The sequence below is a fragment of the Maribellus comscasis genome, from assembly GCF_009762775.1.
Classification (GTDB): domain Bacteria; phylum Bacteroidota; class Bacteroidia; order Bacteroidales; family Prolixibacteraceae; genus Draconibacterium; species Draconibacterium comscasis.
Window position 1 is genome coordinate 317,813 of the sequence record NZ_CP046401.1, and the last position, 23,108, is coordinate 340,920.

At 38.9% G+C, this 23,108-nt stretch carries 24 protein-coding genes; 11 read left to right on the top strand and 13 right to left on the bottom strand.

Translation table 11 applies throughout. The features are described 5' to 3' along the window. Positions 1-43: 43 nt before the first annotated feature. The gene (locus GM418_RS01440; RefSeq protein ID WP_158862450.1) at positions 44-1,819 is read right to left on the bottom strand and encodes a DUF6057 family protein; all 1,776 of its coding nucleotides are present in this window, start codon (positions 1,817-1,819) and stop codon (positions 44-46) included. 9 nt (positions 1,820-1,828) lie between these two features. Then, positions 1,829-3,295 carry a TolB family protein gene (locus GM418_RS01445; protein ID WP_158862451.1) on the bottom strand — a complete coding sequence of 489 codons (1,467 nt, stop codon included), beginning with the start codon at positions 3,293-3,295 and terminating at the stop codon, positions 1,829-1,831. 170 nt (positions 3,296-3,465) lie between these two features. Here GM418_RS01445 and GM418_RS01450 point away from each other — a divergent pair, with 170 nt between their 5' ends. From GM418_RS01450 to GM418_RS01480, 7 genes are all read left to right on the top strand, one after another. Then, the gene (locus GM418_RS01450; protein WP_158862453.1) at positions 3,466-5,985 is read left to right on the top strand and encodes an alpha-galactosidase; all 2,520 of its coding nucleotides are present in this window, start codon (positions 3,466-3,468) and stop codon (positions 5,983-5,985) included. A gap of 292 nt (positions 5,986-6,277) precedes the next feature. After that, positions 6,278-8,110 carry a dihydroxy-acid dehydratase gene (ilvD, locus tag GM418_RS01455; RefSeq protein WP_158862455.1) on the top strand — a complete coding sequence of 611 codons (1,833 nt, stop codon included), beginning with the start codon at positions 6,278-6,280 and terminating at the stop codon, positions 8,108-8,110. A 69-nt stretch (positions 8,111-8,179) separates the two neighbouring features. After that, complete coding sequence (gene ilvB, locus GM418_RS01460; RefSeq protein ID WP_158862456.1) at positions 8,180-9,877, top strand: biosynthetic-type acetolactate synthase large subunit; 1,698 nt, start codon at positions 8,180-8,182, stop codon at positions 9,875-9,877. A gap of 58 nt (positions 9,878-9,935) precedes the next feature. Then, positions 9,936-10,478, top strand: coding sequence for an acetolactate synthase small subunit (ilvN, locus tag GM418_RS01465; protein WP_158862457.1), 543 nt, complete (start codon positions 9,936-9,938; stop codon positions 10,476-10,478). 114 nt (positions 10,479-10,592) lie between these two features. Then, on the top strand, positions 10,593-11,639 hold the full coding sequence (gene ilvC, locus GM418_RS01470) for a ketol-acid reductoisomerase (RefSeq protein ID WP_158862458.1): 1,047 nt from the start codon (positions 10,593-10,595) through the stop codon (positions 11,637-11,639). A gap of 78 nt (positions 11,640-11,717) precedes the next feature. Beyond that, entirely contained in the window at positions 11,718-12,557 is an 840-nt protein-coding gene (locus GM418_RS01475) for an MBL fold metallo-hydrolase (RefSeq protein WP_158862459.1), read from the top strand. A gap of 73 nt (positions 12,558-12,630) precedes the next feature. Further along, on the top strand, positions 12,631-13,533 hold the full coding sequence (locus GM418_RS01480; RefSeq protein ID WP_158862460.1) for a phosphatase PAP2 family protein: 903 nt from the start codon (positions 12,631-12,633) through the stop codon (positions 13,531-13,533). 13 nt (positions 13,534-13,546) lie between these two features. On the opposite strand, the gene GM418_RS01485 is transcribed toward GM418_RS01480, so the two are convergent. From GM418_RS01485 to GM418_RS01535, 11 genes are all read right to left on the bottom strand, one after another. Next, positions 13,547-13,882: a cupin domain-containing protein gene (locus GM418_RS01485; RefSeq protein ID WP_158862461.1), complete on the bottom strand. Its 336-nt coding sequence runs from the start codon at positions 13,880-13,882 to the stop codon at positions 13,547-13,549. A 263-nt stretch (positions 13,883-14,145) separates the two neighbouring features. After that, positions 14,146-14,949: an arsenite methyltransferase gene (gene arsM, locus GM418_RS01490; protein ID WP_158862462.1), complete on the bottom strand. Its 804-nt coding sequence runs from the start codon at positions 14,947-14,949 to the stop codon at positions 14,146-14,148. Positions 14,950-15,016: 67 nt separating this feature from the next. After that, positions 15,017-15,442 carry an arsenate reductase ArsC gene (locus GM418_RS01495; RefSeq protein ID WP_158862464.1) on the bottom strand — a complete coding sequence of 142 codons (426 nt, stop codon included), beginning with the start codon at positions 15,440-15,442 and terminating at the stop codon, positions 15,017-15,019. A 2-nt stretch (positions 15,443-15,444) separates the two neighbouring features. After that, complete coding sequence (locus GM418_RS01500) at positions 15,445-15,780, bottom strand: ArsR/SmtB family transcription factor (RefSeq protein ID WP_246222801.1); 336 nt, start codon at positions 15,778-15,780, stop codon at positions 15,445-15,447. 77 nt (positions 15,781-15,857) lie between these two features. Next, positions 15,858-16,319, bottom strand: a complete 462-nt coding sequence (locus GM418_RS01505) for a thioredoxin family protein (RefSeq protein ID WP_158862466.1) — start codon at positions 16,317-16,319, stop codon at positions 15,858-15,860. Between the two features lie 48 nt (positions 16,320-16,367). Beyond that, the gene (locus GM418_RS01510) at positions 16,368-16,739 is read right to left on the bottom strand and encodes a putative zinc-binding protein (RefSeq protein WP_158862468.1); all 372 of its coding nucleotides are present in this window, start codon (positions 16,737-16,739) and stop codon (positions 16,368-16,370) included. Between the two features lie 18 nt (positions 16,740-16,757). Further along, a complete protein-coding gene (locus GM418_RS01515) occupies positions 16,758-17,768 on the bottom strand; it encodes a permease (RefSeq protein WP_158862470.1) in 1,011 nt (336 codons plus the stop codon). Between the two features lie 19 nt (positions 17,769-17,787). Further along, positions 17,788-18,498 carry an aromatic aminobenezylarsenical efflux permease ArsG family transporter gene (locus GM418_RS01520; protein WP_158862472.1) on the bottom strand — a complete coding sequence of 237 codons (711 nt, stop codon included), beginning with the start codon at positions 18,496-18,498 and terminating at the stop codon, positions 17,788-17,790. 9 nt (positions 18,499-18,507) lie between these two features. Beyond that, a complete protein-coding gene (locus GM418_RS01525) occupies positions 18,508-18,915 on the bottom strand; it encodes a nitrophenyl compound nitroreductase subunit ArsF family protein (protein ID WP_158862474.1) in 408 nt (135 codons plus the stop codon). An 11-nt stretch (positions 18,916-18,926) separates the two neighbouring features. Continuing rightward, positions 18,927-19,163 carry a thioredoxin family protein gene (locus GM418_RS01530; protein ID WP_246222802.1) on the bottom strand — a complete coding sequence of 79 codons (237 nt, stop codon included), beginning with the start codon at positions 19,161-19,163 and terminating at the stop codon, positions 18,927-18,929. Positions 19,164-19,214: 51 nt separating this feature from the next. Then, the gene (locus tag GM418_RS01535; RefSeq protein WP_158862482.1) at positions 19,215-19,511 is read right to left on the bottom strand and encodes an ArsR/SmtB family transcription factor; all 297 of its coding nucleotides are present in this window, start codon (positions 19,509-19,511) and stop codon (positions 19,215-19,217) included. Positions 19,512-19,605: 94 nt separating this feature from the next. Between GM418_RS01535 and GM418_RS01540 the strand changes: the two genes are divergently transcribed. The 4 genes from GM418_RS01540 to GM418_RS01555 all read left to right on the top strand — a co-directional run bounded on the left by GM418_RS01540 (position 19,606) and on the right by GM418_RS01555 (position 23,100). Further along, on the top strand, positions 19,606-20,652 hold the full coding sequence (locus GM418_RS01540) for a M20 family metallo-hydrolase (RefSeq protein WP_158862484.1): 1,047 nt from the start codon (positions 19,606-19,608) through the stop codon (positions 20,650-20,652). Between the two features lie 24 nt (positions 20,653-20,676). Continuing rightward, positions 20,677-20,919, top strand: coding sequence for a VF530 family protein (locus GM418_RS01545; RefSeq protein ID WP_246222803.1), 243 nt, complete (start codon positions 20,677-20,679; stop codon positions 20,917-20,919). Positions 20,920-21,058: 139 nt separating this feature from the next. Then, complete coding sequence (locus GM418_RS01550) at positions 21,059-21,787, top strand: hypothetical protein (RefSeq protein WP_158862486.1); 729 nt, start codon at positions 21,059-21,061, stop codon at positions 21,785-21,787. Between the two features lie 182 nt (positions 21,788-21,969). Then, complete coding sequence (locus GM418_RS01555; protein WP_158862494.1) at positions 21,970-23,100, top strand: Re/Si-specific NAD(P)(+) transhydrogenase subunit alpha; 1,131 nt, start codon at positions 21,970-21,972, stop codon at positions 23,098-23,100. Positions 23,101-23,108: the final 8 nt, after the last annotated feature.

Here is a 23,108-nt window from a genome sequence, read left to right on the forward strand (position 1 = left end):
TGTTATCTTTCTCCTACAAGAAAAGGTCTCTTATTTAAAAATTTCAGCTAAAAAACACGTAAAACCAAAATGTATCTGAAAAATTCTGAGAAAGTGCCCGTTTGGCCTGTTCCCTGTTTGAACTGTTTTGTTGAAAAATCTGATAATACTGTCTGAAACGCTGAACCGTCTCCCGGTTTAGTGTCAGTCGTTCCAACTCCGGCATCTCCCCCACATTCAGCTGTTGATAAGCAACCACGGCCTCTTCCACATTCTTTGGCATTTTCCGGATGCCACATTTTTCAAGAATGGGCAATTGTTTAACAACCTGCGCCATGTCCTTCTGTAGCATCAACCAGGCCAGCTTGTATTCCAGCGCAGTATAATTGGTTGAGTCTGCTTCAATAATAAAATCAAGATTGGCAGCCGGGTCATCTGAAAGAACAAAAAAGTCCTGTTGCACTTTTGAGGCCCTCTTCTTTCCTAATTCCACTTGTTTGTTTACCGCCTCGTCGTTAAAAAGAAATGTCTCGAATTCATTGGCCTGATCTCGGTAAAAAATGGTATTTCCCAGAATTGATATATATTTCTGAGCTACTTTGTAGTTCCCGTTTATCAACTCTGTTTTTATCAACATCTTTAAGCCTTCCGGAGTTAAGCCGTGCATTACCATAAATTCGTAGGCCCAGCGTTGTGCCTCGTTTATCATACCTAGCGTATAATAAAAGTAACCACCACGTTTTAAAACTTCAGTCACCAAATCCCACTTTAAAAACAATGTAGCACCATCCACACTTTGAGGAAAACTAAAAAACATATCATCCAACCGCCCTGTCTCAGCCAATGCTACATTATTCAGGTAGTTTGTCAGGATATTATTTGACGGAAATTCTGAATTAAAAGCAATGATCTCATCATATTTTTGCTGATAAAAAAGTTTTTCCACATAAAAGTAATGGCTGTTCTTTTTATCAATTCTGCCCACGCTAAGTATGGTAAGCGCCAAAATCAAAACAAACGGCACTAGTTGTAAAAAAGGAAACCTCTTACGCCTGATATTTTCAATAATTTTTGGTTTGATCTGAAATAAAAAAGGAAGAACAGAAACCAAAAAAACCAAAGACAAAAACATTTGCACTTGTTTACCGATTTTAGCAGCAGCATAGGGAAATACAATCAAATCATCAACGGTTTGGAAAAATAAAAACTCTTTCCCTATGTAATAAAATAAAACTCCCGCCGTGATTATCCCTGGAATTTTGTAGTACCAGTATTTTCCTCTGTTTTGAATCTGCCATAAAATAAACAAAACCAAAAATAGATAGGAAAAACTGCCAAAAAGAAAATAATTAAGAGGGAACAAAAGCACCGGAATCCATTCGGCTTTCTTTTTAAAAGCTTTAACCGTTGTATAAAAGAAAAGCAACTGAATGAGCACTCCAATTGTATTCAAACTCCGGTACTGGTAATGTGTCTGCAAAAAAAACAGAATTCCGCCAACCAGAAACGGCAATACAAAAGTCCGGTTTCCCGATATTCTTCTTCCAATAGCAGCAATAATAAAAATTACAGTTACTATTTCAGCCACTATCAGGACTGCTCCCAGCAAAGGATAATAATAAAAAGCAGTCTGAATTTCTCCGAGGTACTCCAGAAACCCTCCGGGTTGACTTACCTTCTCAATAAAAAAAGAATAGGTGGTTTGAAACAAAACGGCTTTCTCCTGATAGAAAAAAATGTAACTTGTAAACCAGGACAAATAAAAAACTCCGGAAATAAAAAAAAGGAGATAAGGAAAATAGAGTAAAAACAGTTTGGATTTTTGGTTTTTTCTATTCATTTCAATGATTTAGTTTGACGACCATTCCGGCTGTACCGCATTTTTTGCTGCTGCTTTTCTTAATTCACCGGGAGTAAATGAAACTTCCATTTTGGCAAATTCAGGAATATTAAATGTTTTTAAAAAATGACTATAAAATGTCGGATCTTCCTGAGGTAAAATAAAAGGTTTATGTGCTTTCCCGGCATCATCGATATACGAAATATATGGTCGTGCCGACAAGCCATCTCCGCGTTTACTGCTAAAAATCATCCATCTTCCATTGGAAGACCAGGAGTGATAACTGTCGGTAAAGTTACTGTTTAAATCCAGTTTGTTTGTTTGCAGATTTTCAAGGTTAACACGATACAAATCGGCTTCTTTATGCCAAATCGGGAAGCAACCGTAATCGTGGTAGGTAAATACCAGCGACTTTCCGTCGGGTGAAACTCTTGGAAACGATACACTTTTCGATTTGCCGGAAGCGTCAAACACCAATTCCGGCTCACCGAATTCACGATATTCAGGATCAAAATGCACGCGGTACAGGTCGTATCTGGTATCCCTGTAATCGTATCCCGGCCCAATCTGTGCTGCCCGGCAAAAATAAAGAAACTCTCCGTCGGGAGACCATTCAGGATAGGTATCCATAAATTTCCTCTCTTTATTCACGGGTATGTCCAATATCTCATTTTTGTCGCGGTCAAATAAAATTAAAGTTGAATTTAAATCCGAAACTTCAATTTTTTTACCTGCCATGGAATGAAACTGCTGTACCACTTTATTGGAGGAAAAAGCCACATATCTTCCGGAGGGATGCCACCGGGGATAAACCGCCCCATTTTCCATCTCGCTGGTTTTTAAGTTAAACTTTTCCAAATCTCCATCGGTCACAAAATAAGTTCCGCCCATCGAACCACGCATATGAAACATAAAATTGTCAGGATTTTGTTGGTTAAAAGCATGACAGTTTACACAATTCTGGCTTACGGCATTGTTTTCTACCACCGTTCGCTCTTTAAAACTTTCCAAACTACGTTGTTTAATGCTAATTTCGGTCCAGCTTTCGTAGCCCGGGTATAACAAACGATAATACAAATAAGGATCAACTTTTGACTCAGAGACCTGATTTGTAAACGACTGGAACTGATTCCAACTTCCCTCCTTTTTTACAAAAACCGCATACTCAATTTCACCATTTACATTTTTCGCCAGCAATTCTGTCCATTTCTTTTCGGGAATTTTTATTATTCCGTCCGATGAAAAAATCTGGACCGACGTTTCCGGATTGTTTCCTATTTCAACAAAATATTCATCTCCCTCTTCCTCAATCTTAAAATTTAAAGGTGCAATATTCAGAGGTAAAGTAAGCTGGGAATAATCAGGACTAATTTCAGGGGTTTTGTTTACTTTTGCACTTGTCCCATCCGGCTTATTTTTGCAGGCACTAAAAACAACAAGCAATACCACCCAAAATGCCAATCTTCTCATTTCCATAAGCGTAGAATTTCAGCAAAAATAATTAAAATACACTACAATCGGCAACAGAAATAAACTCTTTATAGGTTTTCTCTATTGGAACAAATAAAGATAGAATTCATTTAGCATAAGGTTTTACTTTTTGCTTTGAATGATTAGATTTGTTGCTGTAAATCAATTAAACCCGTATGAATTTTAGAATACTCATTTTCTTTCTGTTTATTTCGGTCTGCCTTTTTAGCGGAAATATAAATGCCTCGGAAACGGATAAAATAATTATCGAAAACAACGTTTTCTCAAAAACAATTTTTTCCAACGCTGAAAAGCCGGACAAAATTGAAGTTTTATTCCGTTCAAAACCGGAAAATAAAATTCTGACTTCGAAACAACCGGAACCTTATTTTGAATTTGTAGTTGATAAACAAATTGTTACGGCCAACGACCCGCTTTGGGTATTTAAAGAACAATCGAGCCGGAAGATGGAAAACGGAGGAACAGAATACCGCCTTGTTTTTGAAGGAAAGGAGAATCCTGTAAAAGGACTACAAATTATTCTTTTTCAGCAAATTTTTCCCAATTCGACATTGATGAGAGAGAAAATAGCACTTCAAACCCCGAACAAAACGTTTGAGTTGAATAAGAAAGACGGAAAGCTTTATTTTAAATTTCCGGTCTATTCCATTCTAAATACAGACACAAAGAATGTCGATGTAACCGAAATACGAATGGCTTCTTGGGAAAAAGAACCGATTACTTTTGGAGATGAAAAAAAAGGCAACCACATGTACTACCCCAATATCATACGGTATTCAACTATACAAAATCTTGATCCAGTAAAAGGTCCTGTTAGTATAGCTTCCAACGGTAACATCAGCTGGTTTACCGCCTATGAACACGCGTCGCAGGATGACCTGAACGGTTTGTTTGACGAACAGAAAAAAGGTTCAGGAAATATGATAAACGATGCCATGCAGGGAACAAAAGGAATCTTTAACTTTCCTATTTCCGAAGATGATTTCAAATTTATCGGGATTGGTGCAGAAACAAAGAAGGAAACATTTTCCGTTTCCGTAGATATCTTACGGGGAGGGTATCTTGACGGAGAAAAGATAGAGCACAAACGGCCCTACTCCACGGTTTGGACAGCAACAGGTTTTTACACAGGTAAAAATTTGGAAACGGGAAAGACAATGTTGCGCAATTATCTTTTTAATCAAATATGTGAAAAACCGGCTTCTCGAATTCCCGAATACTATTACAATACCTGGGGCTTACAACGGCAAGACCGAAACAAACCACTCCGGGGCATTTTAACTTACGAGCGGATCTTTGAAGAAATTGAATACGCTGCAGAGCTGGGAATTGATATTTTTGTTCTTGATGATGGCTGGGAAAATGCCATGGGCGAATGGTTTCCAAACAAGGAAAGATTTCCTGAAGGACTGGCGCCAATAAAAAAACAGCTGGATAAGTACGGAATAAAAATGGGGCTTTGGTATTCGCCAATGGGTATTGATTCTACCACACAGCGTTACAAAGAACATCCCGAGTGGGTAATCAAGGATTCTGAAGGAAACCCGATTCAGGCCCAGTGGGGGCATCCTGCATTTGATTTTGTAAGTGGCTTCTTTGACGTTTTTATCAACGATTGTAAAAAAATGATCGACGAGGGATGCCGGTTTATGAAATGGGATGCGATAAATACATTTTACAGCAGCCTGCCCAATTTGGAACATGGTTCCGATAGCTACTCAAAAGAAGAATTGCGGGCACGTTATGAATATTTACTCCCCATATACGTTGTGCGTGCCATGGAAATCCTCACCGATTATGAACCCGAGCTGGTTATAGAAGTTGATCTGACAGAAGCACGCAGGGTAATGGTCGGACTGGCGCCATTAAGCCAGGGTAAACTGTTCTGGATGAATAACGGAGCCAGCTGGTATAATGACTACAGCACTTACCGCGCAAAATCGATGCGAACGATTGCCAACGAATTTAACGGTATTATTCCGCTTGAACTTTTTACTTATGCCAATTATCCGCAAAACGAAGAAAGTGCAATGAATTATAATGTACACAACTCCGTTCTGGCCGGGCATGGATTTTGGGGAAACCTGCAACTTATGTCTGCTAAAGACAGACAATGGGTCAATACACAGCTTGTCAATTCAAAAAGAATTTTGCCCTATATTCTTGATACCAAACCTCTGGTTTTGGGAAAAGTTGGCGATTCGCCTGAAATATATACGATGGTAACCCAAACAAAGGCAGCCGGACAGGTAATCGCATTTTCTGAAAATCCTTCCAGTGAGGAACATACTGTTGAATTAAATACAAAACAACTGTTGGGTGTTTTAAATTCCTCCTACACCGTTGGAGAAAACCACTTAAAAATAGTACTCTCTTTTAAAGAAAAGGAATCTTCACTTGCGGTTTATATTTTGCCAAATGAAAACACAAATGCGGGGATTTCCGTTATTTCTTCAACTGTCCCTGTTAACGAAATAAAATTTCACAAAAACAAATTGTCAATAAAAACGGCGATACCGGGAGAACAACAAATCCAATGGGCAAAAAACTACGGGGAACCGCTTGTAAAAAGTTCGGGTGATTTTGAATACGAAATAGAAGAATCAGACCAAAACTACTTTGTAAAAGTTAGAAGCACAAAAAAGAATTCAGAAGTTATATTGGAAATAAAATGATAGTTTTTGCCAATATTTCTAATTAAAAATGAACTTAAAATTTAATTTTCGCAGGAAATATCGAATATTACTTATAAATCGTTTTGGTTTTTGAATAGTTTTTTTACATTTGCCTCAACAACGTTTTGAAATGAAATTATTCTCTACATATATTCTAGTCATTCTAGTGGTCATTCTTGGTTTCACTGAGAAAGGTTAGCGTATTATATAGAGCAAAAGATATAAATTTAAGCCTTTCTCAATTTCGGGAAAGGCTTTTTTAATGAATAAACAGTTTAAAAAGACTTAAAAAATGCAAGTACCATTACGAAGCAACACTACTACTCAAGGCAGAAGAATGGCCGGGGCCAGAAGTCTTTGGCGCGCCAACGGAATGAAAGAAGAACATTTTGGAAAGCCGGTTATTGCGGTTGTCAATTCATTTACGCAATTTGTTCCCGGGCATGCCCATTTACATAAAATCGGACAGTACATAAAAGGACTAATTGAAAAGCAGGGATTTTTTGCTGCAGAGTTTAACACCATCGCTATTGATGATGGAATTGCCATGGGACACGACGGCATGTTATACTCACTTCCTTCGCGCGATGTTATTGCCGACAGTGTGGAATATATGTGCAACGGGCATAAGGTGGATGCAATGGTTTGTATTTCAAACTGCGATAAAATTACTCCCGGAATGCTAATGGCGGCTATGCGGCTGAACCTCCCGGCTGTTTTTGTTTCCGGCGGACCAATGGAAGCCGGGGAAATTGGCAACAAACATTACGACCTGGTGGATGCGATGGTTTTGGCAGCCGACAAATCCATTTCCGACCAGGAACTTTCGGTTATTGAACAAAATGCCTGTCCCACCTGCGGGTCATGTTCAGGTATGTTTACCGCCAATTCAATGAATTGTCTGGCGGAAGCAATTGGTCTGGCACTTCCGGGAAACGGTACAATTGTAGCCACTCATGCCAACCGTACCAAACTTTTTGAAGAAGGGGTGGAAAAAATAGTGAATGCGGTGAAAGCCTATTATTTTGAAGGCGATGAAACAGTTCTGCCAAGAAATATTGCCACCCGGGAAGCTTTTCTTAATGCTATGAAACTGGATATTGCAATGGGCGGTTCAACCAATACCGTACTTCACCTGCTGGCCATCGCCCATGAAGCCGGTGTTGATTTTACAATGGAAGACATCGATAATCTTTCAAGAATTACACCTAACCTTTGTAAAGTTGCACCCAGTTCGAGCTATCATGTTCAGGATGTAAACCGCGCCGGAGGAATTTTATCCATTATGGCTGAACTTGATCGTGGAGGGTTGATCAACACATCAGTAAACCGCATCGATGGAAGAAGTCTTAAACAAGCCATTTTGGAATATGATATTGTAAGTGACACTGCAACCGAAGATGCAAAAAAACGCTTCTCTTCCTCTCCGGGAGATGGGTCCAGAAACCTGGTTATGGGCTCACAGGATAACTATTATACCCAACTTGATACCGATCGCGAAAAAGGATGTATCCGCAATGTTGAACATGCCTACAACAAAGATGGTGGTTTGGCTGTTTTATACGGAAATATTGCAGAAAGCGGATGTATTGTAAAAACAGCGGGGGTAGATGCGTCAATCTTTCAGTTTACAGGAACAGCTAAAGTTTTTAACTCACAGGAAGAAGCAGTAAACGGCATACTTGGAGATACGGTTCAAAAAGGTGATGTTATTGTTATCCGTTACGAAGGGCCGAAAGGTGGTCCGGGAATGCAGGAAATGCTTTATCCTACTTCTTACCTGAAATCGATGCAGCTGGATAAATACTGCGCATTGATTACTGACGGTAGATTTTCCGGCGGAACCTCCGGGCTGTCTATCGGGCACGTATCTCCGGAAGCTGCGGCGGGAGGAGCGATTGGATTGATTCAAAACAACGACAAAATTGAAATTGATATTACAAAACGTTCGATAAATCTTCTTATTTCAGAAGAGGAGCTGGCACAACGTAGAAAAGAAGAGGAAGCAAAAGGCAATGAAGCTTTTACGCCCGCAGGACGTGAAAGAAATATTTCAAAAGCCTTAAAAGCATATGCAAGCCTGGTTTCTTCAGCCGACAAAGGTGCCATACGTTTAATAGATTAAATAACACACGAAAAATAATTTAAAAGCTAGCGGCTAATTGCTCATAGCTAAAAGCTAAATTTTTAACATATGACAACAAAAAAAGTTACCGGTTCACAGGCAGTTATCCTTTCATTACTGGAGGAAGGAGTAGATACCATTTTTGGATATCCGGGCGGAGCGATAATGCCCGTTTACGATGCCTTGTATGATTTCGACAAAAATGTGAAACATATTCTAACCCGTCATGAGCAGGGAGCTGTCCATGCGGCCGAAGGGTATGCGAGAGTCACAGGTAAAGCCGGCGTATGTTTTGCCACATCAGGTCCGGGGGCAACCAACCTGATTACAGGTATTGCAGACGCGATGATCGACTCCACTCCTTTGGTCTGTATTACCGGACAGGTAGCCTCACCGCTTTTGGGGACAGATGCATTTCAGGAATCAGATGTGGTGGGCATTTCAATGCCGGTAACCAAATGGAATTACCAGATTACAACTCCGGAAGAAATTCCGGAAGCCATTGCCCAGGCATTTTATATCGCACAAACCGGGCGCCCGGGGCCTGTTTTAATTGATATTACCAAAGATGCGCAGTTTGGCGAACTGGAATTTGAGTATAAACAATGTACTAAAATCAGAAGTTATGTTCCGGAAATGCCGGTTGATCCGTTCAAGGTAAAAGAAGCCGCCGAAATTATCGATCAGGCTAAAAAGCCGCTGATACTTTTTGGACAAGGCGTTATTATCGGTAATGCAGAAGATGAATTAAAAGCATTTATTGAAAAAACCGGTATCCCGGCAGCCTGGACCCTGCTTGGACTTTCGGCTATCCCTACCGACCATCCTTTAAATGTGGGGATGTTGGGCATGCATGGAAATTACGGGCCCAACCTGCTAACCAACGAAGCGGATGTAATCATTGCCGTGGGGATGCGTTTTGATGACCGTGTAACCGGAAAGGTTAGCGGCTATGCACCAAATGCAAAAATTATTCATCTGGAAATAGATCCAGCAGAAATAGATAAAATCGTAAAAGCTACTGTTGCTGTTCTGGGAAATTCAAAAAAGTCGTTAAAAATGCTTACTGACAACGTAAAGGAAAACAGTCACGATGAATGGATTGAACGTTTCAGAAAGTGCGACATGATTGAAAATGAAAAAATCATTCACAAAGATCTTTATCCTGAAAAACCGGGTCTGACCATGGGTGAAGTTATCCGGATAGCGGCAGATAAAACCAATCATGAAGCCATTCTGGTTACCGACGTTGGGCAGCACCAGATGATAGCCTCACGTTACTTTAAGTTCAGAAACTCAAAAAGTAACGTTACTTCCGGCGGATTGGGAACCATGGGCTTTGGTCTTCCGGCCAGCATGGGGGCGCAACTCGGAAAACCGGAACGTACTGTTATTGCGGTAATTGGTGATGGTGGTTTCCAAATGACAATACAGGAATTAGGTACGATAGCACAAAATAAACTTCCGGTAAAAATTATTGTTTTAAACAACAATTTTCTTGGAATGGTACGCCAGTGGCAACAGTTATTCTTTGAAAAAAGATATTCCTTTACCGAGTTACAAAACCCTGATTTTATAACCATTGCCAAAGGGTTTGGAATTGACGGTCACAAAGTGGAGAAAAGAGACAATTTGGACGGTGGAATTCAAAAGATGCTTGATCATAATGGTCCTTATTTATTGGAGGTGGTTATCGAAAAAGAGGACAACGTGTTCCCGATGGTACCCACCGGTGCTTCAGTTTCTGAAGTAATTCTTGAACCCTGACAGGAAATTAAGGATTTATGATGAAGGTAAAGATTAAGAAATCAAAAAACGAATTGAAATGAGACAAGAATTTATTATAACCGTTTATTCCGAAAATCATATTGGATTATTGACCCGGATTACCATCGTTTTCACCCGCCGAAAAGTGAATATAGAAAGCCTTACCGTATCAGAGTCGGCGATACCCGGAGTGTTTAAATTTACGATAGTAATAAAAGCTACAAAAGAGCAAACGATAAAAATTGTAAGCCAGATAGAAAAACAAATCGATGTTTTAAAGGCTTTTTATCACACCAATGAAGAAATGATTTACCAGGAAATTGCGCTTTATAAAGTAGCAACAGAATCGCTTTATGAAAATGACACAATTGAAAAAATTGTACGAAACGGCGGGGCGAGAATTCTCGAAATTACACGGGAATACACGGTAATTGAAAAAACCGGGCACAAAGAAGAAACACAGGCTTTGTTTAACGAGCTGAACAAATTTAAAGTTATGCAGTTTATTCGTTCGGGAAGGATAGCTATTACACGTGACCCGATTGAACGGCTTTCAGAATTTTTGAAAGAAAGAGATGCTTTTTTAAATAGTTTAGATTAATTCTTATTAATATCTGAAGCTAACTTATAATTCAAAAGCATTTCTGATAAAAAAATTATAGATTTGCAGCGCATTAGAATAAAAATTAAAAATTTACAATAACAAATAAACATTATGGCACAGATTGACTTTGGCGGTGAAATGGAAAATGTTGTTCTCCGCGAAGAGTTTCCGGTTGAAAAAGCCCGGGAAGTATTAAAAGACGAAACGATTGCAATTATTGGTTACGGAGTGCAGGGACCAGCCCAGGCGCTCAATATGAAAGATAACGGATTTAACGTTATTATCGGACAGGCTCCTGAATTTAAAGAAGACTGGGACAAAGCTATCCGCGACGGATTTGTTCCCGGAGAGACACTCTTCCCGGTAGAAGAAGCGGCTAAAAAAGGAACCATCATCCAGTATCTGGTATCCGATGCTGCACAACGTATCCTGTGGCCCGCTCTGGAACCTTGTTTGAATGAAGGAGATGCCCTTTATTTCTCTCATGGTTTTTCAGTAACCTACAAAGAACAAACCGGAGTGATCCCTCCAAAAAATGTTGATGTTATCCTGGTAGCGCCGAAAGGATCAGGTGCCAGTGTTCGTACTAATTTCCTTGCCGGAAACGGTATCAACTCCAGTTATGCGATTTTTCAGGATTACACCGGAAAAGCTGAAGAACGTGCTATTGCACTGGGAATTGCCATTGGTTCGGGTTATCTCTTCCCAACTACTTTTGAAAACGAGGTATATTCAGATTTGACCGGTGAACGTGGTGTTTTAATGGGTGCCCTGGCCGGTATTATTGAAGCACAGTACAAAGTATTGCGCGACAATGGCCACAGCCCTTCAGAAGCATTTAACGAAACAGTGGAAGAATTGACACAAAGTTTGATCCGTTTGGTTGACCAAAACGGCATGGACTGGATGTACGCAAACTGCAGCGCTACAGCACAGCGGGGAGCGCTGGACTGGAGACACAAATTCCGTGAAGCAACTCTTCCTGTTTTTAACGACTTGTATAACAGCGTTAAAACAGGTGCCGAAACAAAACGGGTACTTGACTCTACCAGCAGCCTGGATTACAAGACCAGCCTTAATGCAGAACTCACGGAAATGCGTGAATCAGAATTGTGGCAGGCAGGTGCTGCCGTCCGCAAACTGAGACCAGGCCAATAGAATTATCCAAAAATTCATAAATACCAACCTGTCCGGATAATTTCGGGCAGGTTTTTTTTATCTCAAAAAAACAAACCGATGACAACTTCTGCTGCTGTTTATCCCCTTAAAATAAATTTTGAAATCCCGGTTTCAAAAGACATCAGACTTCTCCGTTTTGTTTACCTTTTTATCCTGAGCGGGAAGAAAATTCATTTTATCGATACCGGTGTAGCTGACGGACTGCCCCAGGTTAAAACATTTTTGAAAAAGACAGGAAGGAAACTTTCTGAAGTCCAAAATATTCTGCTTACACACTCCCACCCTGATCATATTGGGGCTGCAAAACTGATTCAACAAAAATCGGGGTGTAAAATCATTGCAGGAAAAAAGGAGCAAAGTTGGATTGAAAACACTGAACTGCAATATAAACAACGTCCGGTTCCGGGATTTCACCATTTGGTTGCAGGTTCGGTAAAAGTTGACGTACCGGTAAAAGAAGGAGATATCATTAAACCGGAGGAACATACAACCATCCGGGTTCTTTCCACTCCCGGTCATTCAGCAGGTTCCGTTTCATTTTTTCTCGAAGAACAAAAAGCATTGTTTTCCGGAGATGCCATTTTACTGCCGGGAGAAATTCCCATTTTTGATGACATTGAAGCTTATTTCAGGTCTTTGGATAAAATTGAGGCAATTCAACCGAAAGTTATATACTCAGCATGGGACGAACCGCGCTTTCAAAATGAAATTCCGGGCTTGCTTAAACAAAGTAAAAATTATATATCTCAAATCAAAAATACCGTTCAGAAAGTGGCGAGGAAAAATACAGATATACAATCCATGGACTTTTGCAAAGCAGTTTTAAAAGAAATGAGATTAAATGAGCAGATAGCTAATCCACTGTTAATGAAAACATTTTCAGCTTGTTTAAAATAACAGGAGCTGGCAAAAGATGGGATACTTCCGTGATCAAAATTATTCCCTATTTTTACGGCGAAAACCCACGTGGATGAAAAAAAATAGTATTTTACTCTTTTTGGGAATCGTTATGCTGATTGTCCTTTCCCTGGAAAAATCACAAGGTGAGAATATTTCCAAAACGGTTAACCAACTTAAGGGCCTGCAGGAAGTACCCTCTTTTTCGCCCGGCTTCGGGGAAGTATTTCTACCGGAAACAAAAAGTAAATCTTTTTTTTCATCTGAATTTGAGTTAAAAAAAGAAATTTACCTAAAGCCTTTTCATAATGATTCGATCCATGAACTGAATTTCCGGTATGCCGATAAAAAAAGAGGCTTCAGCCCCTACATTGCTCCTGCGCTTTTGATTGGTACAGGAACGGCGCTTCATTTTATGCCGGAAACCAAACGACAATTCAGGGATTTTGCCCAGGAACATTTTGCATGGCATGGCAATTTTGACGACTACGCCTATTATACGCCGGTAGTGGTTATGTATTCACTTCATGCGTTTGGAATAAAAGGTAAAAACAATTTTGGCAACATGACCGCTATTGCCTTTAAAAGTTTTGCACTGAACGCCGTATTAACAACCGGTGTTAAACGCTGGGTCAGAGAAGAACGCCCCGGAGGAGATTTATACTCCTTTCCCTCAGGACATACATCAAAGGCTTTTACACTGGCACATATCATGCACAAAGAATACGGCGAAAAAAGTATATGGTTTAGTATTGGTGCTTACTCGTGTGCAACAACAGTCGGATTGATGCGGATTGCCAAAAATGCCCACTGGATTTCCGACGTACTGGCGGGTGCGGGCACCGGCATATTATCTACAGAACTGATTTACCTCACACACCAATATAAATGGGATAAAAAACACATCAAAAACCTGGATATTTTCCCTTTCCAGATTGGAAATCAAAAAGGACTAACACTGGTTTATACCTTTTAACCCGTATCCTCTTTTATAAAAAGTCTTCCCTGATGGGCGTAAAACTGTCTACCAGTCTTACATTGGGTGTCAGAAGTTTTACCGTATGCATTTTACCCGAGGGCACAGCAAACATGTCTCCTGCTTTTAAGCGTTGTTCTTCTTCCCCTTCGCAATAAAAAATAATTTCGCCGTCCGCCACATACGAAGTTTGTTCATGCGGATGTGAATGCGGAGGCTCCGGTTCATCCCAGGGACCATCGCTAAAATCGATCAACACGGTCATTAGACTATCCCTGTGAATTATCTTTCGTTGTAAGCCTTCCCTTACTTTTTCATAAGGAATTTCATCAAATTTTAAAACTGCCATACAGATTTTACTTTAATTTTTTAACAAAAATAGCAGAACCTCATTCTAAAGAAAAAGTTTCTGAAAATATTTAGCTGACTCTTCGTTGTGCATCACAAAACGAATGTTATTCATTCACCATAAAGTGAGAGATTAAATCCAGGATGCTCTCTTTCATCACCCTGGAGAAGTTCAGCTAAATAATCTTGAAGAATAAAATCACTGTCTCTGGTTTAGAAATGTCCAACTTCTTTTACAAATCACAAGCAGATTCAAAAATCAACTTATTTTGCAGCAGCAACTGTAATACTTATCAATCCGAATTCCTGCTTTTTAAACTGCACGACCTCATCTTCTGATAAATAATTCTTTAAAAGAGAATCCGGAATTAATGAACGGTTTTCGCTTTTGATCTGAATATTTGAAAAACCTTGCTGTTTAACCATCTCCAGGTACTCTTCCTTTTGAATGGCTCCCGAAACGCATCCGGCATACATTTCAGCTTCCTCTTTTAATTTATGAGGAAGATTGCCAACCAAAACAATATCAGAGATATTAAAATGTCCACCGGGTTTAAGTACACGGTAAATTTCAGAAAACGCTTTTTTCTTATCGGGAACAAGGTTAAGTACACAATTACTAATTACCACATCAAACTGTCCATCTTCAAAAGGCATTTCTTCAATATCTCCGTGTATGAATTCAATATTGGTAAAACCAGTTTTCTCTGCATTCCTTTTAGCTTTCAAAACCATTTCCTGCGTAAAATCAAGCCCGGTTACTTTCCCGGTCTTACCAACTAAAGAACGGGCTACAAAACAGTCGTTTCCCGCCCCGCTGCCCAGGTCAAGAACGCTATCACCTTCTTTTATATCAGCTTTATCCGACGGGATTCCACAACCAAGCCCCAGATCTGCATCCGGATTATAACCGGGTAGTTTTGAATAGTCGTCGCTAAAAATCGTATAATCTACTTCTCCACAACAAGATACTTCCCCGCAACATGATTCTGATTTCAATAAATGAGATTGGGCGGCAATCCTACCGTATTTTTCCTTTACTAGCTCTTTTAATTCATTTGTTTTCATGGTATTTCAAATGTTTAATTATTTGTATTCAATAAAATTACAGATGTGTTAAAATATTCCTTCTTTGTCAGAGTTTCAGCTTTATCTCTTCGTTGTAGAGTTTGAAAAATGCTTCTTTGATTTCATCCCGAACACGATAAAACTCGCTCTGAATAAATTCTTCAGTTCCGACAGCATGTGAAGGATCATCAAAACCGATATGTAAACGGTGTTTTACTTTACCAAAAAAAGCGGGGCAATTTTCATTTGCACCTCCACAAACGGTAATAACATAATCCCATTCTTCATTAATATATTTATCAACAGAGTCAGACGTATGACGACTGATGTCGATACCTGTTTCACTCATTACTTTTACTGCGGCGGAATTTAATTTCCCTGAAGCTTCTGTTCCTGCTGATTCAACCCGAATCCGGCTGTCGAATGATTGTAAAAAACCATGTGCCATTTGACTACGGCAGGAATTACCGGTACACAATATTAAAACCTTCATAATTAGATACATTTGTAGTTTTCAAAATTTATACTTTCTAAAAACGATGCAATTGATTTTTCAAGCTCTTTTACTTTTGCAGGATCCAAACAGTAATTTGTTTTTACCCCCAGAATATGTCCTTGTATCAACCCGACTTTTTTTAATTCTTTCAGATGCTGATTTACTGTTGTCCGCCCCAAAGGAAGTTCATCCGAAATATCACCGGTAATACACGCAGGAGTTTCAGCAAGGAACTGCAAAATTCGCAATCTTGCCGGATGAGCCAGAGCTTTAAAAAGTTCAGCGTCTTTTACAAGTTTTTTATCAAATAATTCTGTTTTTGATTGTACCATCATGATTTAATTTGATGTAAATATACGTCAAATATTTAAATTGACGTATAAATACGACATATTTTTTCAAAAATTTTTAACTACTGTTGTCTGAATTTTTTAAGAAGATCCTCTGCTGAAATAAAACCATAATGCCTGAAAAATTCATTTCCCTCGCTGTCGAGCAGAATTTGCATAGGAACAGCTGAAATGCCGTAATACTTCATCAAGTCCAAATTATCAGGTTTCATAATATGAAGAAAAGCCACATTTACTTTTGGTTCTTCTGAATTTTCGATTTCTCGCAAAACGGGCTCCATTTGTTTACAAATTGTACAGCCGGTAGAACTAAATTCAAGAAGCGTAAAATCAAAATTTTTATTATTGTTCTGATAATTATACTCCTTCTGAATCCGTTCACGCGCAGAGAATGCATTTTCAGTTTGAGCCTGTTGTTGTATTTTACCTGAAATAAAACGATTCAGATTGTCTTTCCGGAGATATCCAAAAACGAACAAAAACAACAAACCCACAAGAAGTATGGCCGGCCAAAACTTTTTCATTCTCTTCGCAACATTTATTGCAAAGATAAATGTTTTGTCGTGAAAAAATTACACCATAAAAATTGCCTCTTCGTACATTTTTTCAATAACATCTTCAGTTGGAGGTGTTTTTCCTTTTTCAAAACCTAAATCGGTTAAACGAAGATGAATAAAATCATTCAGCCCGTTTTTTTCAAAAGTTTTTTTACCGCAATCCAAATTACATCCGTCGATAACCAGCATATTCGAATCTTTTACAGAATCAATCATTTCAGTAATTCCTGCACTTACAAAAGCCAGACACTTCATTTGGCGCACCTCGTTTTTATGCAGTTTACGGGCAAGTAAATCACTGGCCTGCCCTAAATCGGCTGCGCCGGAGCAGGCAAAAACAGTACAATTCTCAGCAGAACCACAACTGCAACTTAACTTTTTTTCCATCACATTAAATTTTTTGAGTTATATGTTTAGAAAATTAAAAATGAATCCTACAGCAGTTATACCAATAGCAACTACAGCGACAAAAATGAAAATGAGCTGCCATTTCAAAACCTTTTTTAAGATAATTACTTCAGGTAATGACAGTCCGATTACCGACATCATAAAAGCAAGTGCGGTACCCAGTGTTACTCCTTTTTCCATTAATACACTAACGATAGGAATAATTCCGGCCGCATTGGAATACATTGGGATTCCGAGTAAAATAGCCAAAGGGACAGCATACCAGTTTCCCGCACCAATTATCTCTCCCAAAAAATCGTCAGGAACAAAACCGTGTGCACCTGCTCCCACCGCAATTCCTATCAAAATATAAATCCAAATTTTTCCAACTATTTCTTTTACTGCATTTGCCCCGGCCTGAAGACGATCTTTTAAATCCAGTTTTTGTTCTTCAATTCCGTTTTGATTTGCTTTCACCTGAAACACCCACTCTGCTACATATTTCTGAAGTTTTAATTTTTCCAAAACAAACCCGGCGATAATAGCAATTGTTAGTCCGGTAAAAACATAGATTAAAGCAACTTTCCAGCCAAACAACCCGGCAAGCAAAATGAGAGCAACTTCATTAATTAACGGGGCAGCAATAAGAAACGAAAAAGTTACACCAATTGGAATTCCGGCCTCAACAAATCCTAAAAAAAGAGGGATTGCAGAGCAACTGCAAAACGGAGTGACAATTCCCAGACCCGACGCCATCACATTCCCGACAAAAAGTGACTTTCCCTCCAAAGCTTTTCTGGTCTTTTCCGGTGAAAACCAACTTCGAATAATTCCCACCACAAACACAATTAGAATTAGCAGCAACATTACTTTCGGAACTTCAAAAAGAAAAAACCAAACCGAATCAGTGATATGTTTTCCTTCCGGCATCCGAAAAATATCATAAACAAAAAAATCTGAAATATCTGACAAATTCAAATAGAGTAAGAGCCAAACCGGAAGTAACAATATATAAATGTACTTTTTCATTTAACAAAAATTTTAAATATCACTTAAATGATAAATAAATTGTAAAAACATAATAAACTCCAACACCGATAAACAGGAAAGCGATTACACGCCGCATCCAAAGTTCCACCTTCTTTAGGGCGTTGTAAAATTTGCCTATTTCGCCAATGGCAAATGCAAGTAACCAGGCAATAATAATTACGGGAATTCCGGTGGCCAGTGCAAAAACCAGAGGTAACACCAAACCTTTAGCCGATGCAATCGACATTGGAATTAACATTCCAAAATAAAGCACTCCGCTGTATGGACAAAAAGCCAGTGCAAATACAATTCCGAGCAACAATACATTCCAGAAATTCCATTTATTTTTTTCCTCCAGCCTTTTTGAAAATTTGTTAAACCCGGGAAAAGAAATTTTAATAATCCCAAGCATAAACAATCCAACCACAATTAACAGCGGCCCCAATATTTTTTCACCATAACTCTGAAAGAACGTCGCAATCTTAAACTGGTCGGCGCCAATATAAAAAACAACGGCCAACAGCCAGTATGAAAGCCCTCTGCCAAGCGTATAGATAAGTCCGTTATAAAAAACACGGCTTTTTATTTCGAGTTCTTTCCCGATATAACCCACGGCTGTAATGTTGGTTGCCATTGGGCAGGGGCTGATTGCAGTTAACAATCCAAGCAAAAACGCTGATAACACCGGAATATTTGAGTTCTCGTAAAGTCCGGTAATAATTTCCTCCATTTCAAAAAATTAATCAACCAGAATTTCCCACAACGCCTCTCTTAATTTTTCAGGCTGTTTAAGCGCATACATAAAACCTTTGCTGGTCAAATCATACTTTTCGCCATCTTTTACTATAATTAGAGCTGAGCCAGTCACGTTCATTTTTCTTACAAGCTCCTTATTTTCTGCTTCTTCCGCATTGTATGCTTTAAAAACAATGTCTCCTTTTTCAACTGATTCAGCAAAAGAGTCATCCAAAACTTTCTTTGTCTCTTTCTCTATAGCCATACATGTTGGGCAACGACGGGTATTATGAAAATAATATACAACGGTTTTTTCTTTTTCAACTTTCTCAATCTCGCCGGAATTAGCATTTCCGACCAAACATATAAAAAAAGCAATCAGAAAAAAGGCAAATGACTTTATGGTTTTCATTATGGTATATTTTAAGAAGTTAATAAGTTTCTTAATTCATCCGATTTTGGAAGACGACCTGTTAATACCACTTTCCCGTTTACAACCAAACCGGGAGTTTGCATTACACCAAATTGCATTATTTTATAAATGTCCTCAATTTTCTCAATGCTTGCATCGAGCCCCATTTCTTTTACAACATTTTCGGTTATTTGCTCCAGTTTCTTACATTTTGCACAACCTGTTCCCAAAACTTTAATTTCCATCATAATTTTATATTGTTCGTTGTTCGCAAAAATACGAACAATAATTGAAAAAATTTATTCCGGGAACATATTTTTAAATAAAATTCTTGCTCTTTCCCAATTTGCACGGTTAATACAATATTTAATTTTGGGAGCTTCAATTTCACCCTGAATCAATCCGGCATCTTTCAATTCCTTTAGATGTTGAGAAATTGTTGATTTGGCAATTGGAAGCTGTTCGGAAAGGTCTCCGCTGTAGCAACAGGCCTGCGTTGAAAGTAGTTCAAGAATATAAATCCGGACAGGGTGCCCCAATGCTTTTGAAAATCGGGCCAACTGTATTTGTTTATCCGTAAAACTTTTTTCCGCCATAATTCTTTAATTGAATACAAAGATAGTAGAAAATGATTTTGATTTAAATGAATTTTTTTTCCGACTTTTGCAGCCGGGAAAGTAATCCAAAAATATGGAAAAATATATTCATCTTTTAAAATCGCTGATTTCAACACCATCGTTTAGTAAGGAAGAGGAAAAGACTGCTGAAATTATGCGAAACTTTTTAGCTACCGAGCAGATTCCGTTTAACACCAAACAAAATAATACCTGGGCTTTTAATAAATATTTTGATAAGGCAAAGCCAACTGTATTGCTCGATTCTCACATCGATACTGTTCGTCCGGCAAAGGGATACACCCTTGATCCGTTCAAACCTATAGAAAATGGCGATAAACTTTTTGGTTTGGGAAGTAATGATGCCGGCGGTCCGCTGGTTTCTTTGCTGGCTACTTTTGTTCATTTTTACAGCAGAAAAGATTTACCATTTAATTTGATTTTTGCCGCCACTGCTGAGGAAGAAATTTCGGGGCGCAGAGGATTAGAAATTGTTTTGCCGGAAATTGCACCGGTTGATTTTGCAATTATTGGTGAACCTACAAAAATGGAATTAGCCATTGCAGAAAAAGGATTGCTGGTTCTTGATTGTTATGCACACGGAAAATCGGGACACGCAGCTCGTGATGAAGGAGAAAATGCGCTTTACAAAGCCCTTGATGATATTGAAAAGCTGAGAAATTTTAAATTTGAGAAGGTTTCCGAAGTTTTGGGAGAAGTAAAAATCAGCGTTACACAAATTGAAGCTGGCACTCAACATAACGTAGTTCCGGATGTTTGCCATTTTGTGGCCGATGTGCGAACAAACGAACATTATCCGAACAAAGATGCCTACAAAATAATCAATGATTTGTTGGAATCGGAAGTTAAGCCAAGATCGCTTCGTTTAAATTCTTCGGGAATAAATGAACTGCATCCCTTTGCTCAACTGGCAAAAAATATGGGAATAAATATTTATGGTTCTCCCACTACCTCCGATCAGGCTATTATTCCTTTCCTGTCGGTAAAAATGGGGCCGGGAGATTCAGCACGCTCACACACAGCAGACGAATACATCCACAAAAGCGAAATTTTTAAGGGTATTGAACAATATATTAAAATTCTTGACGGGCTTAAATTGTAGTGTAAAATCCGCTTATAAAAATGTTTGAATAAGGATAATAAAAACAAAATGGAACAACCCAATAATCCACTTCACGGAAAAACACTGGAAGCCATCGTTGTGTACCTTGTCAGTTACTACGGCTGGGAAGAATTGGGAGTCCGGGTCAAAATTAATTCATTCCGAACAAATCCCAGTATTAAATCAAGCCTGAAATTTCTCAGGCGTACACCATGGGCCAGAGAAAAAGTTGAAAAGCTTTATATTGCTACTATCCGGAAAAAATAAGTTTTACCATTTGCAAAGCTTTTCCTTTCGTTCACATACAACTTTGTAAAGTTTGTCGAAACATCGCATTTTTTTCCTCTTTTTTTATTCTCTGGCATATTGTTTGCTTTTTCGTCCGTTAAACAGAAAACAAATTGTCATGAAAACAAAATTTACCTTACCCGCAATTTTAGTACTGAGTACCGTTTTACTTCACTCCTGCTACGGACCAAAAAACATTTTAAAACTTCAACCTGACGACAAAACGGAGGGAAAATGGTTATATGGACAACAATTTGTTGCCGACACGCTTAACGGAATTATTTACGAAGTTGCTTACGAACGGTGTCAGAGCGAACAGTATTGGTTTAATTTTACCGTTACCAACCTTTCCAATTTACCTATTTTAATTGATCCTTCTGGTTTTTTACTGAAAGGATATAATGGTTATCGTGAACCAATAATGGAAATAGCGGCTTTAAATCCGGAAAATGAAATTCTGGATATCGAAAAATCATTGGCAAAATCCGGAGCCAGAGAAGCCAACCACATAGGATTAAGTTTACTGGCTGCAAGTGTTGATGTAGCCACTGGAGTTGCAACAGCTACAGACGATAATCCTGACAATGATTACCTGAGTACCAATCTCTATGAAGGCGTTCAGGTAGGCAGAGAAGTTAATGCGCTAAGAGCAGAAAGTCTTGAAACCATGAGAGATTCCTGGGAAAATTCGACCATTAGAAAAACAACAGTTGAGCCGAACCACAATATAAAGGGTAAAGTATTTTTTCCTGCGGTTCGCGAGGCGTCTTATATAAAATTGTTCTTACCCGTTGATTCCAATTTTGTTGAAATGAGCTATGAACAAATACAAATCCCGGTGAATTGACCCCGGAGAAGCGATTTCTACTTCCCGGTTTGCTATGTCTCCGATAGATATTCATTGATTTTGATTAGCTATTGTTAATAAAAACTGCTAAATATCATAACAAAAAAATTCAACCGTTAACGTTAACGGTTGAATTAATTTATTAGCTTTGCACAAAAATTTTACATCAAAATCAAATATTTATGATTCTTGGACTACTAAAAGAGCATGGAAAAGAAAACCGTGTAGCTTTACTTCCTGAAATTGTAAAAACCTTTACCGACATGAAAGTGGAGGTTTTGGTTGAAAAAGGTGCCGGAGAAAATGCTTTTACACCTGACGGCGACTACGAAGCTGCCGGAGCCAAAATTGGTTCACGTGCGGATGTATTTAAAAAGTCTGATGTCCTGCTGCAGATTCAGCCACCTGCTGATGAGGATATTCAGAAAATTCAGAAAAGTCAGGTGTGGATTAGTGCATTTAATCCGCTTTGGGATACCGACCTGGTTAAAACTTTCCTGAAAGATGGCGTTACTACTTTTAGCCTTGACCTGATTCCACGAACAACACGTGCGCAGGCAATGGATATTTTATCGTCAATGGCTACCGTCTCAGGGTACCTTGCTGTTTTGGAAGCCGCATCAAAACTTCCGACATTTTTCCCGATGTTTATGACGGCTGCCGGGACAATCCGCCCCGCAAATGTTTTAATACTGGGAGCAGGAGTTGCTGGATTGCAGGCTATTGCGACATCGCGAAAATTAGGAGCACAAGTGCAGGTTTTTGATGTTCGTTCTGCTGTAAAAGAGGAGGTGAAAAGTTTAGGCGGCAAATTTGTTGAAGTGGAAGGTGCCACCGAAGACAAAGCTGCCGGAGGATACGCAGTTGAACAAACTGAAGAGTACAAACAAAAACAGCAGCAGGCAATTAACGATATTGCAGCAAAATCAAATGTTGTAATTTGTACCGCTCAAATTCCGGGCAAAAAGGCACCGCTCTTATTGCCGGCAGAGGCAGTGGAACGGATGAAGCCCGGTTCCGTGATTATCGATTTGGCTGCATCAACCGGAGGAAATTGCGAACTGACAAAAAATGATGAAACAGTCGTCAACAACGGAGTTTCAATAATTGGTCAATCCAACTACCCTTCACAAATGCCCATGGATGCAAGTAAAATGTTTGGTAAAAACGTACTGAATTTCATGAAACTCATGATTACAGAAGAAGGTGCATTAAACCTTAATTTTGAAGATGACATTGTAAAAGGAACATGTATTACACATTCCGGAGAAATTTACAATGAACGTGTAAAATCATTATTCGAAAATAAATAGAACCAGAT

Coding starts and splice junctions, on each gene's coding strand:
- GM418_RS01475 (WP_158862459.1), top strand. CDS start 11,718: ATGACAACTTCTGCTGCTGTTTATCCCCTTAAAATAAATTTTGAAATC.
- arsM (WP_158862462.1), bottom strand. CDS start 14,949: ATGAAAACAAATGAATTAAAAGAGCTAGTAAAGGAAAAATACGGTAGG.
- ilvD (WP_158862455.1), top strand. CDS start 6,278: ATGCAAGTACCATTACGAAGCAACACTACTACTCAAGGCAGAAGAATG.
- GM418_RS01550 (WP_158862486.1), top strand. CDS start 21,059: ATGAAAACAAAATTTACCTTACCCGCAATTTTAGTACTGAGTACCGTT.
- GM418_RS01535 (WP_158862482.1), bottom strand. CDS start 19,511: ATGGCGGAAAAAAGTTTTACGGATAAACAAATACAGTTGGCCCGATTT.
- ilvC (WP_158862458.1), top strand. CDS start 10,593: ATGGCACAGATTGACTTTGGCGGTGAAATGGAAAATGTTGTTCTCCGC.
- GM418_RS01480 (WP_158862460.1), top strand. CDS start 12,631: ATGAAAAAAAATAGTATTTTACTCTTTTTGGGAATCGTTATGCTGATT.
- GM418_RS01505 (WP_158862466.1), bottom strand. CDS start 16,319: ATGAAAAAGTTTTGGCCGGCCATACTTCTTGTGGGTTTGTTGTTTTTG.
- GM418_RS01510 (WP_158862468.1), bottom strand. CDS start 16,739: ATGGAAAAAAAGTTAAGTTGCAGTTGTGGTTCTGCTGAGAATTGTACT.
- GM418_RS01525 (WP_158862474.1), bottom strand. CDS start 18,915: ATGAAAACCATAAAGTCATTTGCCTTTTTTCTGATTGCTTTTTTTATA.
- GM418_RS01440 (WP_158862450.1), bottom strand. CDS start 1,819: ATGAATAGAAAAAACCAAAAATCCAAACTGTTTTTACTCTATTTTCCT.
- GM418_RS01445 (WP_158862451.1), bottom strand. CDS start 3,295: ATGGAAATGAGAAGATTGGCATTTTGGGTGGTATTGCTTGTTGTTTTT.
- ilvN (WP_158862457.1), top strand. CDS start 9,936: ATGAGACAAGAATTTATTATAACCGTTTATTCCGAAAATCATATTGGA.
- GM418_RS01500 (WP_246222801.1), bottom strand. CDS start 15,780: ATGATGGTACAATCAAAAACAGAATTATTTGATAAAAAACTTGTAAAA.
- GM418_RS01515 (WP_158862470.1), bottom strand. CDS start 17,768: ATGAAAAAGTACATTTATATATTGTTACTTCCGGTTTGGCTCTTACTC.
- GM418_RS01540 (WP_158862484.1), top strand. CDS start 19,606: ATGGAAAAATATATTCATCTTTTAAAATCGCTGATTTCAACACCATCG.
- GM418_RS01555 (WP_158862494.1), top strand. CDS start 21,970: ATGATTCTTGGACTACTAAAAGAGCATGGAAAAGAAAACCGTGTAGCT.
- GM418_RS01485 (WP_158862461.1), bottom strand. CDS start 13,882: ATGGCAGTTTTAAAATTTGATGAAATTCCTTATGAAAAAGTAAGGGAA.
- ilvB (WP_158862456.1), top strand. CDS start 8,180: ATGACAACAAAAAAAGTTACCGGTTCACAGGCAGTTATCCTTTCATTA.
- GM418_RS01520 (WP_158862472.1), bottom strand. CDS start 18,498: ATGGAGGAAATTATTACCGGACTTTACGAGAACTCAAATATTCCGGTG.
- GM418_RS01495 (WP_158862464.1), bottom strand. CDS start 15,442: ATGAAGGTTTTAATATTGTGTACCGGTAATTCCTGCCGTAGTCAAATG.
- GM418_RS01530 (WP_246222802.1), bottom strand. CDS start 19,163: ATGATGGAAATTAAAGTTTTGGGAACAGGTTGTGCAAAATGTAAGAAA.
- GM418_RS01450 (WP_158862453.1), top strand. CDS start 3,466: ATGAATTTTAGAATACTCATTTTCTTTCTGTTTATTTCGGTCTGCCTT.